Origin of the sequence: Pararhodobacter sp., assembly GCF_034676545.1 — a bacterium.
Lineage (GTDB): Bacteria > Pseudomonadota > Alphaproteobacteria > Rhodobacterales > Rhodobacteraceae > Pararhodobacter.
The window spans coordinates 1,449,549-1,465,660 of sequence record NZ_JAUCBZ010000015.1 but is presented as its reverse complement, the minus strand read 5'-3'; the positions used below and the strand labels follow the sequence as shown (position 1 = coordinate 1,465,660).

10 protein-coding genes, 1 tRNA gene and 4 pseudogenes are annotated in these 16,112 nt (G+C 64.0%); 1 reads left to right on the top strand and 14 read right to left on the bottom strand.

What is annotated here, in order from left to right; translation table 11 throughout:
* Positions 1–119 precede the first annotated feature (119 nt).
* The 8 genes and pseudogenes from VDQ28_RS10620 to VDQ28_RS10585 all read right to left on the bottom strand — a co-directional run bounded on the left by VDQ28_RS10620 (position 120) and on the right by VDQ28_RS10585 (position 8,261).
* Positions 120–290: a helix-turn-helix transcriptional regulator gene (locus VDQ28_RS10620; protein ID WP_323035907.1), complete on the bottom strand. Its 171-nt coding sequence runs from the start codon at positions 288–290 to the stop codon at positions 120–122.
* A gap of 20 nt (positions 291–310) precedes the next feature.
* Entirely contained in the window at positions 311–793 is a 483-nt protein-coding gene (locus tag VDQ28_RS10615; protein WP_323035906.1) for a hypothetical protein, read from the bottom strand.
* Positions 794–1,022: 229 nt separating this feature from the next.
* Complete coding sequence (locus tag VDQ28_RS10610; RefSeq protein ID WP_323035905.1) at positions 1,023–3,596, bottom strand: peptidoglycan-binding protein; 2,574 nt, start codon at positions 3,594–3,596, stop codon at positions 1,023–1,025.
* Positions 3,593–5,530 (bottom strand): hypothetical protein, encoded by a 1,938-nt coding sequence (locus tag VDQ28_RS10605; RefSeq protein WP_323035904.1) that lies wholly within the window; start codon positions 5,528–5,530, stop codon positions 3,593–3,595. Before VDQ28_RS10605 ends, VDQ28_RS10610 begins: the two co-directional genes overlap by 4 nt.
* A gap of 23 nt (positions 5,531–5,553) precedes the next feature.
* On the bottom strand, positions 5,554–6,690 hold the full coding sequence (locus VDQ28_RS10600) for a hypothetical protein (protein ID WP_323035903.1): 1,137 nt from the start codon (positions 6,688–6,690) through the stop codon (positions 5,554–5,556).
* A gap of 152 nt (positions 6,691–6,842) precedes the next feature.
* Positions 6,843–7,076, bottom strand: a pseudogene (locus tag VDQ28_RS10595) (IS21 family transposase); the annotation flags it as partial.
* A gap of 60 nt (positions 7,077–7,136) precedes the next feature.
* Positions 7,137–8,109: pseudogene (locus VDQ28_RS10590) on the bottom strand (IS5 family transposase).
* A 75-nt stretch (positions 8,110–8,184) separates the two neighbouring features.
* A tRNA-Met gene (locus tag VDQ28_RS10585) sits at positions 8,185–8,261 on the bottom strand.
* A gap of 127 nt (positions 8,262–8,388) precedes the next feature.
* Here VDQ28_RS10585 and selD point away from each other — a divergent pair.
* Positions 8,389–10,566: a selenide, water dikinase SelD gene (gene selD, locus VDQ28_RS10580; RefSeq protein ID WP_323035902.1), complete on the top strand. Its 2,178-nt coding sequence runs from the start codon at positions 8,389–8,391 to the stop codon at positions 10,564–10,566.
* Positions 10,567–10,750: 184 nt separating this feature from the next.
* Here selD and VDQ28_RS10575 read toward each other — a convergent pair whose 3' ends face one another.
* The 6 genes and pseudogenes from VDQ28_RS10575 to VDQ28_RS10550 all read right to left on the bottom strand — a co-directional run.
* Positions 10,751–11,935, bottom strand: a complete 1,185-nt coding sequence (locus VDQ28_RS10575) for an acyl-CoA dehydrogenase family protein (RefSeq protein WP_323035901.1) — start codon at positions 11,933–11,935, stop codon at positions 10,751–10,753.
* The gene (locus tag VDQ28_RS10570; protein WP_323035900.1) at positions 11,925–12,554 is read right to left on the bottom strand and encodes a glutathione S-transferase family protein; all 630 of its coding nucleotides are present in this window, start codon (positions 12,552–12,554) and stop codon (positions 11,925–11,927) included. Before VDQ28_RS10570 ends, VDQ28_RS10575 begins: the two co-directional genes overlap by 11 nt.
* Entirely contained in the window at positions 12,551–13,867 is a 1,317-nt protein-coding gene (locus tag VDQ28_RS10565; RefSeq protein ID WP_323035899.1) for a biotin/lipoyl-containing protein, read from the bottom strand. The genes VDQ28_RS10570 and VDQ28_RS10565 overlap by 4 nt, the downstream gene beginning before the upstream one ends.
* Before the next feature lie 121 nt (positions 13,868–13,988).
* Positions 13,989–14,459: pseudogene (locus tag VDQ28_RS10560) on the bottom strand (biotin carboxylase N-terminal domain-containing protein); the annotation flags it as partial.
* Positions 14,456–14,839 carry a carboxyl transferase domain-containing protein gene (locus tag VDQ28_RS10555; protein ID WP_323035898.1) on the bottom strand — a complete coding sequence of 128 codons (384 nt, stop codon included), beginning with the start codon at positions 14,837–14,839 and terminating at the stop codon, positions 14,456–14,458. The gene VDQ28_RS10555 and the pseudogene VDQ28_RS10560, both read right to left, overlap by 4 nt.
* 97 nt (positions 14,840–14,936) lie before the next feature.
* Positions 14,937–15,905: pseudogene (locus VDQ28_RS10550) on the bottom strand (acyl-CoA carboxylase subunit beta); the annotation flags it as partial.
* Between the last annotated feature and the right edge of the window lie 207 nt (positions 15,906–16,112).

Here is a 16,112-nt window from a genome sequence, read left to right as displayed (position 1 = left end):
AAATGATCCACTGGATCATTTGCTTACGCATGAACCCTGCTCTTTGATCATCCCGATAATCTGCGTTTCGGTGAAACGGCTTTTCCTCATCTCGTCTGCTCCTTCAGATTGGGCAGACTCTACATCAGACTGAGGGAACTTCCGGGGGGCAGGTCACTGAGGCCCTCGAAGTCGCCACGCAGAGTTGGGATCATGATGTCGCGACGCTTTTCCATCCGGGCGATGGTGGACTGCTTTTTATTGAGGCGTCGCGACAGTTCTTGCCGGGTCATCTGCTTCGCTTTGCGCAACTCCTGAAGCTGCTTGACGTTTATGGCTCGATACCCAGAAGTATCATCACCGCAACCGACGCAAAGACGATCGCCGCGGCCGCCACGCTCGTTGCCACCAGATGAATCAGATTGACCCGCAGCGCCCGGCGCATGCCCATGGTAGCCCCATCCGCCAAGGGGATGAATTGCTCGATAATCCGAGCCCACAACACCACCAGAGCGACAATAACGGCGAGGATTGCGACGTTCACGCCGATCATGATGCCATCGCGCGGCCAGTCGAGCCATTCATAAAGCAGGAAGCCGACATAATAGGCCCCGGTGACGAACACCCCGCCGAGAACCAGCGCCGCGACGTAGATGCCCAGAGCAACCAGCACGGAGCGCGAGTAGGTCGGACGGAACCCGGTAACCCACGATGTGGTCAGCCTCAGCATCAGCCCGCCAATCGGGGCCACAAGCACTGTTGCGAGGGCAACAAACAGAATTATGATGTAATACTCATAGAGAAAGTCGGCCATGGAAGATCTCCTTTTTATTGCGTGTCCCTGACTGGCGTTCATTGCAGCATTGCAGGGTTACGCGCATCGGCGATTGGTTTAAGGGTGGAAAACCCTTGCTCAACTGGCCCAACAGGCCATCTTTGGAATCAGTTCAGGGGTGTTCCGTACTCCTGCTTTCTGTCCGTGGCTCAAACACCGGCCTTGGCACCCGTGCGCTACCGCTGCACGTCGCGCCGGTCCATCGCGTCTATCGACCACGGCCATCGAGTGCCTGCACGGCGTTGCGGGTCTGTGGACCGGCCACGCCATCCGCCGTACCAGCATAGACGCCGGCGCCACTCAGGCGCAGTTGCAAGGCACGGATCACTGGACGCGGCAAGCCATCCAGCACGCCCAGCACGGAAACGCCTGCGCCACCGCGGATGGATTGCTCGAACCAATAAGCGGCGTCTGCCGGATTGGCGGCGACGCCCCAGCCATGGCTATAGGCCAGCGCGACATTGGCCATGGCTGACGCTTCGCCCGCGTCGGCAGCGCGCTGATACCACATCATGGCCTGTTGGTGATCGACCGGGCCGCCCAACCCCCGTCCATAAAGGGTGCCCAGATTGTTCATGGCGGGGTAATGCCCGGCCTCGGCCCCCTGCTGCAGCCAATAACGCGCCTGCGCATAGTCCTGCGCAACACCGTGCCCATCCAGATAATAGCGCCCGATGTTGTTCATCCCGAAAACCGACCCGGCCTCGGCTGCGCGCAGATACCAATGCGCCGCCTCGACCGGGTTGGGATCAGCCCCACCCAGCCCCTGACCAAGCATGAACCCCAGATTGTTCATCGCCTGCGCATCGCCTGCGTCGGCTGCTGCGCGATACCAGCGGATTGCCATCCGATCATCGGGCGCAACACCCTGCCCCTGGCGATAGGCCACGCCCAGCGCGGACATGGCGGCTGGCAGGCCACTATCGGCGGCTTGTTGCAGATGGGTCACCGCCTCGGCATCCGCGCCGCTGGCCTGCAGCGCACGCGCAAGGCGGAGGTGTAGATCGGCGGCATAGGGGTGATGGGTCAGGGCCTCGCGGCATGCTGTGATTGCAGCAAAGGCATCGGTGATGGTGTCACCGGTCAGTTGTTCGCAGTTCTGCGCGGCGCCTTTGATGTCTGGGGGCGGTGCCAACGGCGTTGCCTCGGCGGGCGGCGGCTGGCTTGCGCCGCCAAGTCGAAGTCGGGCGAGCGGCGCGAACTGGCCGTCGGGCCAACGGTTCAGATAGGCCTCGAACGCGGCGGGCGTATCCATATCGCGCACAGTTTCCCAAAACAGAATTTCCGCCTGTTGATCCGCATCGCCTGTATCACGCTGCGCGACCGGCGGCGGCGCAACGGTTGACGTCATGTCCGGCTGCGGTGTCGCGACGTCGCTGCCGATGGCGGTTGAGACATCAGCGTCAGCCTGTGCGGCGTCTGGCTTAGATTGCACATCAGGCTGCGTCGCGACGGGCTCGGTGGGCGCGGTTGCAGGGACGTTGGCAGGCGGCGGCGAGTTGGCGGCTGGGGCTACGGATTGCGCGTCGCAGGGCACCAGCCCGTCAAAACGCGCGACCTCAAAGAACCGGTCGAATGCGCCTTGCTCGAACCAGAGCGGCGACCCCGCCCAGGTGATCGCCACTGGCGCACCGTCAGGCATGCACGCATCGGCCAGCGCAAGAAAACGCGGCCCGCCGACCATCGAGTAACCCTGCAAGAAGCCGTCGTGGTCCTTGCGCCCCTCAAACAAGCGTGCGGGCACACCCATGATGTCGCTGCGGCTTTCGGTCACCGCGCCGGTGAAGGTGACCGACAGGTCAGCAGCGGTCACCGCGTCAGGGCCGGTTTCAATGGTGATGAAGCCCTGATAGCCGCCGATAGAGCGGAGGGTCACCTCATCGTCACGCTCACGGAGCAGGTTCCAGTCTTCGGGCAGTTCGGAGATGATCAGCGCGCCATCCAGAAAACCCAGTGGACCGGCCGGTTCACTGGGTTCTGGCGTGTCGGCCGACGGCGTGATGGACAGGCTTTGCACGATGCCTTCGGCAAAAGCGACAGTCTCGCGCTCCTCGCCGGGGGCAAAATACGAAACAAACAGCGCTGACAGATAAACTTTTCCGTCAATCGGCACCTGGCTTTCAAGCATATCCAAGACCATGACCACGCCGTCCTCGTTGACCGCTCCAGAAAGCCGGGACATGACAATGCCATTTTCCAAGATCACGGTGCCGCGAGATGTCTCGGTGAAACCGCGATCATGCTCGATACCGCGTATTTCGGACCGGCGCGACAAGCCCACAACGACCAAGCCGCCGTAAGGGGCACTCTCGCCCGCCATAACTGCATCTGTCATTTGCGTAAGGTCGACGTTTGTGAAGGAAACAGCGCCCTCTTCTGTCCCAAACTCGGGCATGACCTCGGGGTCGATCATGAAGAACTCATCCGGAAACCCGATCCGCACGGGATACGAGACCTCTTCCACAGACTCCGAGATGGTGATCTCGTGCCATGTCCAACCTTCGGGCAAGGCGAAGCCCGACGCGGCATCTGGCGTGGCATCTGCTTGCGCGGCATCCGCTACCGGAGGGGCCGACGGCACCTCACCGGGATCGCCCAGCACCTCGTTGATCCAACCATCGGGAGCGGGGTCGTTCACGATCTGATCCAGCGGTTGCAACGGGGCTTCGGGCAGGAAATCATCAAGGAAATCATCGCGCTCTTGTGCCATGCCCGCAGGCGGCACCATCAGCGTCAAGGTCAGCGACAAAGCGACCAGTTTGGTCAGTGGAAATGGTTTCATCGTACTCCGCCTCCGGAAATGCCCGTGGATTGGTCCATGCGTTGGATCTGGTTGAGCGATTGCAGCAGCGCATCGCGCATCTGACGGCCAGCTGGGCCGGTGAAATCGTAAAATTGCGCCTCATCGCCGGTCAGCATATGCACGCCGGTCAGGGTCAGTTGCGCCGGGCCGTGACAGGTGGTGCGGCTGACCAGACCGTTTTCAATGTCGGTGCGTTGACGCGACAGCGTGCAATCGGATTGCGCCAAATGCTGACCGCTCAGAAAGCCGCCACTACAGGCCGACAGGCTGAGAATGTCATCGAACCGGGGCTCGGCCATCGCCAACCGCTCACCGTCCAGACGACCAGTTGAGACCTGCTGCCAGCCTCCCTCCGGCGTGAAACGGCCCAGCAACACCGAGCGCGCGTCCGTGACGGCAAAATTCAACACCCAATCGTCGCGGGCTGGCTGATCCAGGCTGTAGGGCGCAAGGGCCATTGGCCCCTCCTGCACAATATCACAGCGCCCCAGCCCTTCGCGGATGCGGAATTGCGAGATCACCCGTGCCTGAGGGCGACCGAACTGAACCTCGGCGCGGTCGGTTTGCGCAAAGAAGATCGGCTGTTCTTCGGGCCCTTCGGGGCGCATCAGGACGATTCGGTTGGGCAGACCATGCGCCAACCAGGCATATTTCGTGACCCGCAGCACACGGTCCTGACCCGGCTGCAGGATACCCTGCCACGCGCCACCATCGGGCAGCACAATCTCGAATCGGGTGGGCGCGTCGATATCCAGGGCCGAGATGCCGATTTCCAGCACCGCGTTCAGCGCCGGGCGCAACACGGCGTTCAGGCGCACCACCTCGTCCTGCGTCGCCTCGACCCAGTTGCGATGGGTGATCCGGGGAAAAATCTCGCGAATGAACATGCGCATCAGGGCGGCTGTGTGCTCCTGCTCCAGTTTTTCGCGAATCTCCTGGGTCAGACTGGCGCCCCGCGCAAAGCCCCACGTGCCCGAGCCGTGTTCGACGTCCCGGCTGTAAAGCTCGAATTGAGGGCTGTCCCAGAAGCGGCCCACGTAATTGCGCATCTCGGTTTCGACCATCGCCATGAACTGCTCGGGCGTGCGGGCGTGGCGTTGCGCGTGGTACAGGAACAGCGCCCATTCGTTGCGGCTGCGCCCGCCTTCGACGCGGTCGCGCATGGCTTGCAGCCGCTCGCGGTCGGTGGGCGGCAAATGGCTGGACTGCGGGCCCCATTGGGCGGCCTCGGCGGCGCGGTTCATCTCGTTGTAATAGGCAACATAGGCAATGCGCCACGCATCGGTGCGCACCAGCCAGGCCTCTTGGCCAAAGCTGGTCACGGCGTAATTCAGGACGAATATCGACGGGTTGAACAGATTGAGCTCCGGCCAGCCCAGCTTGCCGCGTGCATAGTTCAAAAGCCCCTGAAATGCCGTCAAGCCGGCAGCCTCGGCATCGCCCGCGCTCAGGTCCAAGGCCAGTCGCCAGACCGTTATGAACAACCCCAGTTCGGTCAGGCCGTTGTTGATGTTGGACAAACTCAGGCCACCCAGGTTTTCGGCCTGCCCCAGAAACTCTCCTGATACATCAAGGGCGAATGAAAACTCGCCCCAAGCGGCATCCCGAAACAGCGCATCGGCCTGGGCATCGTGATGCACCGCAGACCCTTCGCGGAACGCCTGCATGACGCGGTCCGAGGCAAACCGCCCCCGCATCACGCTTGGTTGGTGAATATCGGGATTCATCGTGAAGGCGGTGATCCTTGCGGCGGGACCAGTGCCGATGGTCTCCACGAGGATCGGTCGAAAGCGCCCATCATCGTCGAACATCGCGCCGCTCGCGCCCTCCGTCCGCAGGCCCTGTGCCACCGCCGCGCCGATGCCCAGCGAGATCGCGGCGATGGTGGTCAAAAACGCGCGCCCCAAAAACATGGTATCTCCCCCATATTGAGCGCTCAGGGCGCGTAGAACAACGCCTCAGGCAGGGCATAAATCTGCATCCAGCCGATCCAATGCACATCCGTCGGGCCGATCACATGGTCAACCACCCGCCATTGCCCGTCCTGACGTGCCATCAAGACCATGACCACGTCGCTCATCGCATCGGCTTGCCAATCACGCGCCAAAGGCGTCGTCAGCCAGTCGAAACCGGTTCCATCCACCTCCAGCGGAGTGCCCATCAAAAAGGCCCAGTCACCGGCGGTGCGCAGCGTGCTGACCATGAACAAAATCGGCCGTCCCAGCGCGGCCTCGACCGGCACACGCGCCGTATCGAGCAACGCTTGCCGCAGCGGCGCCCCGCGCGGCGGCGTGGTATAGGCTCCGGGTTGGGCGGGTGGCGTCGCGGGAAGCGCGGCCTGCGGCGGCGCAACTGCTGCGGATTGCGGCCCCTCAAGACTGCCCGCGATCTGCGCCATCAACGGGCCAATGCCATCCGCGCGACTGATCGGATAGAACCCTTCGAACACATGGATCACTCCATTGTGAGCGTCGATCAAGTGCCGCCGGTGGACCACCTGCTCACCACGCTCGGCGGTGAACTCATAGCCAGACGGCAATATGCGCTGCATGGGAATCTGGTCATAGCGCCCGGCAACCAACGCCTCGTAGAGGGATTCTTCGGGCGAAAACTCATGGATATCATGCTGGCCGAACACGGCAAACCCGGTTGCGCCATCAGGCGTCAGAAAACGAAGTCCGTCACCATTTTCCGGCGGTGGCTGTGCCACGAAATGCCCCTCGGGGTATCGTATTCTGGTGCCGAACCGTGCGTTTTCATACAGCACAAACGCGTCGCGCCTCGCAGTTTGGGGTTCATCGCTTGCCGCCGCGCCGTGCAGCGCAGACAGATTCAGACGTGCAAGCTGGGCAAATGTGCCATCGGGCCATCGCTCAAGATAGGCTTGAAACTCAGCGGGATTGGTGCTGTGCATGATGCTTTGCCAAAACACCAATTCAACCTGCCCAGCGGCTTCGGACACGGCGGCACCCGGTTGAGAATGATCCTGCGCCGCGGCTTGCGGCGCTGTCACGCCAAGCGATACGGCCGATAGCAAGGCTACGGCGGGGCCGACTGTTCGTAGGTATGACATTGATTCGCCTTGCAACATGGCCTCCTGTGACGATCGGCCTGCGCAAGACCTTCTTTCGACTAGGCTCGCATTTCCTTGCCGGTCCTGCTTTAACGCAGATTAATTGCATTTCAGGGGTGGATTTCGGCTGGGTACAGAATAGTATGTTGCCCGTCCTGTTCCGCGCCATGCAACGCGCGCCAAGACCGGATCCGGCGCTCCAAAGTGCGCCGGACGCCCGGCGACAGCCTTGGGTGGCACCGCAGCATCTCGTCAAAGATCGCCACCGGCCGCAGCCCCGGCGCTTCCTTCAGTAGCGGCACGACCTCGATCGCAAAGATATGCTCCAGCGGATCAGGCTTGCGTCGCTCACGTGGCTGCACCGTCTGCGAAGGAGGGCGCGGATCCTGCACGGCGCTGTTGCGCAACTCGCACCTGAGGTATGAGGGCCCCTTTCCCCGCTAGCGTCAGGCCACGCGAACGATATCGGCGGTGCCGAGTGCGTTGAAGCGGTTCATCAGTGCGACGCGGATCTGGATTTCGGCGGTTTGGCGATCGGGGTCCCTTGCGGCGATACGCTCACCGAAGGCTTTGAGGCAGCGCATCTTGGCCTCGATCCGGCTTCTTGCATGGTATCCTGTCCAGCGCTTCCAGAACGCCCTGCCGTAGTGCCGGGTGGCGCGCAGGGTTTCATTTCTGGCGATCGCGGCCAGGGCAGTCCTCTTTCCACGACCACCCATTCTTGCGGATCGGGATGATCGCGGCGGCCTGGCGGTCGATGATGGCGGTGTGGCAACGGTGCGTGTCATAGGCGCCGTCGGCGGTAACGGTGCCGATCTGTTCGCCTTCGGGGATCTGGTCGAGCAGGTCTGGCAGCACCGGGCTGTCCACTGCCCGGCAGTGGTTTGCTTGCAAACCATGAGAGGGGCCATCGCTGCTGGGCGTGAATTCCACGGCGCGGATGTCCGAAGTGGCGGTGTCCATGGCCAGATGCACCTTGCGCCATTGGCGCCGGCCCTGAACACCATGCTTACGCGCCTGCCATTCGCCATCGCCCAGGAACTTGATCCCGGTGCTGTCGATCAAGAGGTTCAAAGGCCCATCCGCGCGCCGGTGGGGGATCTGGACCGCCAATGTTTTCTGCCGCCGACACAAGGTCGTGTAATCCGGCACGGCCCAGTTCAGGTTCGCCAACTGCAGCAAGCTGGCCACCATCCCGGTCGTTTGCCTGAGTGGCAGCTTGAACAGCACCTTGATGGTCAGGCAGAACTGGATTGCCGCATCAGAGAACACCGCAGGCCGACCAGGGCTGCCGTCAGGCGGCGCGAGCCAGGTCATGTCCTTGTCTAGCCAGATCAACAGCGAACCCCGCCTGCAAAGCGAGGCAGTGAAGCTGGACCAGTTTGTCGTGCGGTAGCGGGCGGGTGATGGCTTGCTCATGCAGCCCGTCTAACCGCATGGATTCACGTTGTGAATCCTCGACAGTCAGAGTTGTGCAACAACGCCGGGGTGTGATGGTAGCGGAGGAGGGATTTGAACCCCCGACACGCGGATTATGATTCCGCTGCTCTAACCAACTGAGCTACTCCGCCATAGGCTGGCGGCTACCTAGGCCACCACCCACGCCTCGTCAAGAGGGAAATCGACCCGAAACGCGGCGGATTGCCCTCTCGCGTTGCCCCTGCCTTCACGCTAGGAGTAGCCGGGATCGGAGGCCCCATGTTGACCCTTCCCCAAACCCGCGATCTCGTTCTTGTCGGCGGCGGCCACGCGCATGCCTTGCTGCTGTTGAACTGGGCCATGAACCCGCTTCCCGGCGCGCGGCTGACCGTGATCGACCCCAACCCAACCGCCCCCTATACGGGCATGCTGCCGGGGCATATCGCCGGGCATTACACGCGCGCCGACCTCGAGATGAACCTGGTCGCCTTGGCCCGCCACGCCGGCGCGCGGCTGATTGCGGGCCGCGCCGAGGGCATCGACACCGAGGCGCGCACGGTGCAGGTCGCGGGGCGCCCGCCGCTTGGATATGATATCGCCTCGTTCGATATCGGCATCACCTCGGACCTGCCCCGGCTACCCGGCTTTTCCGAACACGCGATCGCTGCCAAGCCCCTTGGCGGGTACTCGGAACGCTGGGCGCGTTTTGTGTCGCAGGTCGAAGCCTCGCGGCTGTCCGCGCAGATCGTGATCCTCGGCGCCGGAGTCGCAGGCGTCGAGCTGGCGATGGCAATGGACCACCGCCTGCACCATATCCCCAACCGTCGGATCACCCTGATCGAGCATAAAGCCGCCCTGCCCCATCTGGGACATGCGGCGCGAAAATCCTTGCTGGCCCAGCTCGAAAACAGGGGCATAACCCTTTTGATCAACACCCGCGCCACGTCGATCACCGACACCGCCGTCCATCTGGACAACGGCACGCGGATCGAGGCGACCTTCGTGCTCGGGGCCGCCGGAAGCCGCCCTCAGGACTGGCTGCAACAGTCAGGACTGCGCCTCCACGACGGGTTTATCGCGGTTGATCCGATGCTGCGCTCACTCTCGCATCCCGACGTTTTCGCGGTCGGCGATTGCGCGCATATGGCCCAAAGCCCCCGCCCCAAGGCCGGGGTGTTCGCGGTCCGTCAAGCACCGTTTCTGACACACAATCTGCGCGCCGCCCTGTCAGGCGGGACCATGCGCCCCTACCGCCCGCAATCGGATTATCTCAAGCTGGTTTCGCTGGGCGGCAAATCGGCGCTTGCCGACAAATGGGGGCTTCCGCTGTCGGGCCGCTGGCTGTGGCAGATCAAGAACCGCATCGACCGGAAATTCATGCGCATGTTCCATGCGTTACCCACAATGCCCACGCCATCACTTCCGTCACCGCATAGCCTGGGCATGGCCGAGGTTCTGGGCGACAAACCGATGTGCGGCGGCTGCGGCGCCAAGGTCGGACCCCAGGTGCTGCGGTCAGCGCTGGCGGATCTCGGAACGGCCGTCGGCGTCGAACTGGGTGCGGGCGACGACGCCGCCGTTCTCACGTTGGGGCAGACGCGGCAGGTCATCGCAACCGACCACTTGCGCGCGGTCACCGACGATCCTTGGCTGATGGCGCGCATTGCCACCGTGCATGCCCTGGGTGATATCTGGGCAATGGGCGCGACACCCCAGGCCGCCCTGCTTAGTCTGATCCTGCCGCGCCTGTCGGATGCCTTGCAAACCCGCACGCTGGCCGAAATCATGGCCGGCGTGACACAGGAATTGGCGGCGGCCGGGTCGGCCCTCGTGGGGGGCCATACCACCATCGGCAGCGAACTCACCATCGGGCTGACCGTCACCGGCATCGCGCAGGATCGCCTGCTGACCAAGGTGGGCGCGCAACCGGGCGATGCCTTGCTCCTCACCAAACCGATCGGCTCAGGCACGCTTTTGGCGGCAGAAATGGCAAAGCAGGCCCCGGGCCGCGCCATCGCCGCCCTCTGGCCCTATCTCACCCAATCCCAGGCCGAGGCCGCGCGCTTGCTGGCGCCTCACGCCCATGCCATGACCGACATCACCGGTTTTGGCCTGGCGGGCCATCTCGACGAAATCCTGCACGCGAGCGCTCTCGCCGCAGAGATCCATCTGCACGCCATCCCAACCTTCGACGGCGCCCAAACACTCGCCGATCAAGGCACCGCCTCAACCCTCGCCCCGGCCAACCGCGCCGCCTTGATCGGCCGGATCGCCGCCCCAGCCTCAACCAAAGCCGCCCTGCTCTTCGACCCTCAAACCAGCGGCGGCCTGCTCGCCGCCGTCCCACCCGATCTCGCGGATCACTTGCTGCACGCCCTCATCAGCGCGGGCTACACAGCCGCCCAGATCGGCACCATTCAGCCAAAGCGCGAAGGCCCCGCCCTGCGCGTCACCTGATCCCCTCCCGCGCTCTTTGTTCTTCAAATATCCTCGGGTGGGTCCGGGAGGGGGGGAAACCCCGCCCGGTCGGCTGCGGTCCGAAAACCGCCGGTCCGAGCGGGGGCTCGATGCCCCCCGAGGACCGCCCCACCCCACACGACAGCCACCCCACACGACAGCCGCCCCACACGACCTGCGCCCTTCACGACAGCCGCAAACCGCGCTCGCGAAACAACTCCTCGGCAATGATCAACTTGCGCACCTCGGTCGTGCCACCGCCAAGCGACGCGATCCGCGCGTTGCGATAATGTCGGTTCACCTCGGTTTCCCACACAAACCCCGAGCCGCCATGAATTTGCACCGCCATATCCGTGACTTTGGCGATCATCTCGGCCCCGTTCAACACCGTCGCCGCGCACAGCTTGTGGATGCTGCCGCGCCCACCGTCGCCGTGCTGCATGGCGTCACAGGCCGCCAAGGCGCGATAGGACATGGTACGCGCGGCCTCGATCACCGTATACATCTCGGCCAGCATCGACTGGATCATCTGGAACGAACCGATCGGCTTGCCGAATTGCTTGCGCGTCGCGGCATACTCCAGCGACAAATCCAGGCAGCGCTGCGCGGCACCGATATAGGGCAGGCCCAGAAAGGCGCGCTCGATATCCAGCCCCGACATCACCACCGCGACGCCCGCGTTTTCCGCCCCCAGCAGGTTCGCCGCGGGCACCCGCACCCCCTCGAACACCAACTCGCCGGTCGGGCAGCCGCGCCAGCCCATCTTGGTCAAGGTCTGCGCCACCGAGAAGCCCGGCGTGTCCGTCTCCACAATGAACGCCGAAATCCCCTTCGCCCCGCGCTCGGGCGCGGTCTTGGCATAGGTCAGCACCACATCGGCCACCGGCCCGTTCGAGATGAACATCTTGCGCCCGGTCAGCACATAATCGTCGCCGTCGCGCACCGCCTTCAGCGCCATCGACCCCAGCGCATCGGACCCCGCGCCCGGTTCCGTCAGCCCCAGCGCGCCCACCGTCTTGCCCGCGCACAGGTCCGGGACAAACCGCGCGATCTGCGCCTCGGTGCCGTTGCGCAGGATATTGTTGAGGCACAGGTTCTCATGCGGCCCCCAGATGAACGCCGCGTTGGTGTTCCAATAGCCGAATGCCTCGCCCACCAGTCCGGCGCTCATCAGGTCCATCTCGGCCCCACCCAGCGCCTCCGGCGCGGTCAGCCCGCAATAGCCATCCGCGCCCAGCTTCGCCACCAGATGATCCGGATACCAATCCTCGTCATCCATGCGCGCCAGCAAAGGGTGCAACTCGGTCCGGGCGTATTTGAAAGCCGCGTCATAAATCGCGCGCTGCGCGTCCGTCAGATCAAACTGCATCAACGCCCCCTGTTCCGGCATTCGCTTTTTGAAACGCCTCACGCGCCTTGAGCCGCGCCAGATAGGCTTGGGTCTGCGGCTTGTAATGCCCGGCCAGCCCCAGGACTTCGCCCAGATACAGGGCATATCCCACGGCAATATCGGCCGCGGTGAACCGATCCGCGCACAGGTATTCAGCCTGCTCCAACCGGGCGTTGACCAATTTCAGGCGCGCCAGATACCATTGCGTATAATCCGCCACGACCTGCGGCTGGCGGCGTTCTTTTGGCTCAAAGCGGCCGTAGCGCAGGATCAAGGTCTGCGGAAAAGTCAGCGTCGCATCCGAGTGATACATCCAGTTCAGGAAATCCGCGTACGCGGGCTCATCGGGATTGACCGCCAGCGTTCCAGCCCCGTATTTCTGCGCCAGATAATGCGTGATCGCCGACAACTCCGTCATCGTCGTGGCGCCATCCTTGAGGTAAGGCACCGTTCCCAGAGGATTGATCTCCAGAAAGCCCGGGTCGGTTGCGCGTGGCGGAAACCCCAGGTGATGCACGCGGCACTCCAGCCCCAATTCCTGCAACGCCCAGAGCGCCCTCAAGGACCGCGAGTCCTTGCAATGCCAAAGTTCGATCATGTGACCTCCGAGTTTATTTGAAAAAGTCGCTGTCGGGCGCGTACTTGCGATTTTGCCGTTACCGCGACGTCGATGACACGGCCCGCAATCGGGCTGCGCACCGGGTGTTCCATTTTCATGGCCTCCAGTACCGCCAGAACCTGCCCGGCGGCCACGGTATCACCCTCGGTCACCAGCACATCGACCACGCCGCCCGCCATCGGCGCGCGCACCTGCCCGTCGCTGCCGGTCGCCGCGGCGGTGCTGGGTGCCAGGGTCACGTCGCGCAGGATCAGATCGTCCAGGTAAAGCATTTCTGCCTGTTGCGAGACGGGCATTGACACCGCCACGCCATCTATCACCGCCCGCGCGACACCCGTCGCGAGAGCCTCCAGAACCACCGTCGGTCCATCGCGAACCTGTGCCGTGGCACCCGGTCCAAGCGTCAGCGTGACCGCGTGGCTCTGGTCGCCGACCTCGAACCGCCGGGTAAGCGCCAGCGCCGGAGCGGTGGAAAAGCCGAATCTGTGTCCCGTCGCCTTGGCGTTGATCAGCACCGCAAGCGCCAGCATCGCCGCATCGGGTGGTGTTGTGGTCCGGCTGCGGTCGTCCTTGAACTCGCCGCCAAGAAACCCGGTATCGGCCAATCCATCGGCAAACCCCGGATGCCGCAACACGTTGATCAAAAACGCCTTGTTGTTCCTCAAGCCCTGAAACCGGGTCTGACTGAGCCCGGCAATCAGCTTTCGGCGCGCGGTGTCGCGGTCGGGCCCGTGGGCGATCAGCTTGGCCAACATCGGGTCGTAACTGCCGCTGATGTCCTGCCCCTCGGCCAGCGCATGATCCACGCGAAGGCCCGGCGCAGGCCGCCAGCGCAGCACGCTGCCGGTTTGCGGCAAAAAGCCCTGCGTCGGGTCCTCGGCATAGAGCCGCACTTCGATGGCGTGTCCGGTCAGGGTGATCTGGTCTTGCGCCAGCGGCAACGGCTCGCCGCGCGCAATCCGGATTTGCCATTCCACCAGATCAAGCCCCGTCACCGCCTCGGTCACCGGGTGTTCGACCTGCAAGCGGGCGTTCATTTCCAGAAACCAGAACGCGCCATCCTCCCACAGGAATTCGACCGTGCCCGCGCCGACGTAACCCGCCGCCTTGGTCAAGGCGACCGCTGCCGCCCCAAGTTCGGCGCGCATCTGCGGCGTCACCACCGGCGACGGAGCCTCCTCGACGACCTTCTGATGGCGGCGCTGCACCGAGCAATCGCGCTCGCCCAGATGCACCACATTGCCCTTTGTGTCGCCGAACACCTGCACTTCGATATGCCGCGGCGCCAGCAAGGCGCGCTCCAGAATCAACGCGCCGTTGCCGAATGACGTCTCGGCCTCGGATCGTGCGCGAACTCAAGGCGTCCGGCAAGTCGGCCAGATCGCGCACCAGGCGCATCCCCTTGCCGCCGCCGCCATGCGCCGCCTTGACCATCACCGGCACGCCGATCTGCGAACCCTCGGCGCAAAGCGTCGCATCCGTTTGATCCGTGCCCGCATAGCCCGGCAAACACGGAACCCCCGCCGCCGCCGCCGCCCGTTTCGCCGAGCCCTTTTCACCGACCAGCGCCATGGCTGACGGTGAGGGGCCAATGAACACCACGCCAGCCTCGGCACAGGCGCTCGCGAATTCCGCATTTTCCGACAGAAAACCATAGCCCGGATGGATCGCCCCGGCCCCGGTGTGATGGGCAGCGCTCAGGATCGCCGCGCCGTCCAGATACGACGGCACCAGGACCGCCAGATCAGCCTGCTGCACGGGCAACGACCCGGCGTCGGCCTGCGTGTAGACGACGACGCAGCGATAGCCCATGTCGCGCGCGGTTCGGATCACGCGCAGGGCGATCTCACCCCGGTTGGCGATCAAGATGGTGTCAAATCTCATAACCGCGCCACCCCGTAAGTGCTGGCATTGCCGCCGCGCTGCGCTTCGGTTGCCGTCAGCCCCAGCACGATCGCCAGAATGTCGCGTGTGTGGCGTGGGTCAATGATGCCGTCATCCTCCAACCGCGCCGACGAGGCCAGCGCCGTGGTTTTCTCGGCCATCATCGCCGCCGTGCCCTGCTCCAACGCATCCAGCTTTGCCGTATCCACCACGCCGCCCGCCTGCATCTTGGCTTCGGTCACCATGCGCAACACCTGCCCGGCCTGCGCCGGCCCCATCACCGAGGTGCGCGCATTGGGCCAGGCAAAGAGGAACCGCGGATCGAACCCGCGCCCGCACATCGCATAATTCCCGGCACCATAAGATCCGCCGACAACCACGGCAAACTTGGGCACCCGCGCATTGGCGACCGCCTGAAATCATCTTCGAGCCATGCTTGATGATGCCCGCGCGCTCTGGCTCGGTGCCCACAAGGAACCCCGTGGTATTGTGCAGAAAAACCAAAGGCATCTGTGCCTGATCGCAAAGCTGGATGAACTGCCCGGCCTTGGCCGCGCCATTGGCGGTGATCGGCCCGTTGTTGCCAATCACGCCGCAGGCATGACCCTCGATGCGGATCTGGCCGCAGACCGTCGCCGTGTCGTATTCCGGTTTGAACTCCAGAAATTCCGACCCATCCGCCAGACGCGCCACGATCTCGCGGCAATCATAGGGCTGTTTCGGGTCGGCGGGGACAAGCCCCATCAGATCCTCGGCCGGATAGAGAGGCGGCGCGAATCCGGTATTCGGCGCGTCCTTGGGCCAAGGCAAGGCCGCCACGACCTCGCGCGCCAACCGAATTCCATCGGCGTCGTTTTCCGCCAGATAATCCCCCACGCCCGAGACCTGGGTGTGCATCTGCGCGCCGCCAAGCTCCTCATCCGTCGCGATCTCGCCGGTTGCCGCCTTCAGCAGCGGCGGCCCCGCCAGATACATCGTCGCCTGGCCGCGCACCATGATCACATAATCCGACAATCCCGGCTGATACGCCCCGCCCGCCGTCGCCGAACCATGCACAACGGTGATCTGCGGAATGCCCAGCGCCGAAAGCCGCGCCTGATTGGCAAAGCCGCGCCCGCCGGGGATGAACACCTCATGCGCATAGGACAGGTTCGCCCCGCCCGACTGGCTGAGCGACACCACGGGCAAACGGTTCTCGCGCGCGATGTCCTGAAGCCTCAGCTTCTTGGCCAAACCATCCGGCGTGACCGTGCCACCCTTGACCGCGTAGTTGTCCACCACGATGACGCAGGATCGCCCGTCGATCTGGCCGATCCCGGTGATCGCCCCGGCACCTGCGCCGGTGCCGTCCGTGTCACCGTATCGCATGAACCCGGCAAAGGGGCACAGCTCCAGAAACGGCGCACCGGGGTCCAACAGCAGGGCAAGCCGGTCACGCGGCAACATCATGCCGCGCTTTTCATGGCGCGCCCGACCGGCCTCTGCCGCGGCCTCCACCGTCACACGAACGGTCTCTACCGGGGCCAACGCCGCCTCCATCAACGCGCGATTGCGGGCGAAGGTCGCGCCAGATGTGTCAAGGTCCGAGGTCCATGGGCTCATGCTTGCTCCTTCAGTTTTGGCATACTGGGCGCGTCGGGGCTCCCAAAGGGG

Bases quoted from the DNA above. Each gene is read 5' to 3' on its own strand.
- VDQ28_RS10600 (WP_323035903.1), bottom strand. From the start codon at position 6,690: ATGTCATACCTACGAACAGTCGGCCCCGCCGTAGCCTTGCTATCGGCC.
- VDQ28_RS10615 (WP_323035906.1), bottom strand. From the start codon at position 793: ATGGCCGACTTTCTCTATGAGTATTACATCATAATTCTGTTTGTTGCC.
- VDQ28_RS10610 (WP_323035905.1), bottom strand. From the start codon at position 3,596: ATGAAACCATTTCCACTGACCAAACTGGTCGCTTTGTCGCTGACCTTG.
- VDQ28_RS10575 (WP_323035901.1), bottom strand. From the start codon at position 11,935: ATGCAGTTTGATCTGACGGACGCGCAGCGCGCGATTTATGACGCGGCT.
- VDQ28_RS10605 (WP_323035904.1), bottom strand. From the start codon at position 5,530: ATGTTTTTGGGGCGCGCGTTTTTGACCACCATCGCCGCGATCTCGCTG.
- VDQ28_RS10570 (WP_323035900.1), bottom strand. From the start codon at position 12,554: ATGATCGAACTTTGGCATTGCAAGGACTCGCGGTCCTTGAGGGCGCTC.
- selD (WP_323035902.1), top strand. From the start codon at position 8,389: ATGTTGACCCTTCCCCAAACCCGCGATCTCGTTCTTGTCGGCGGCGGC.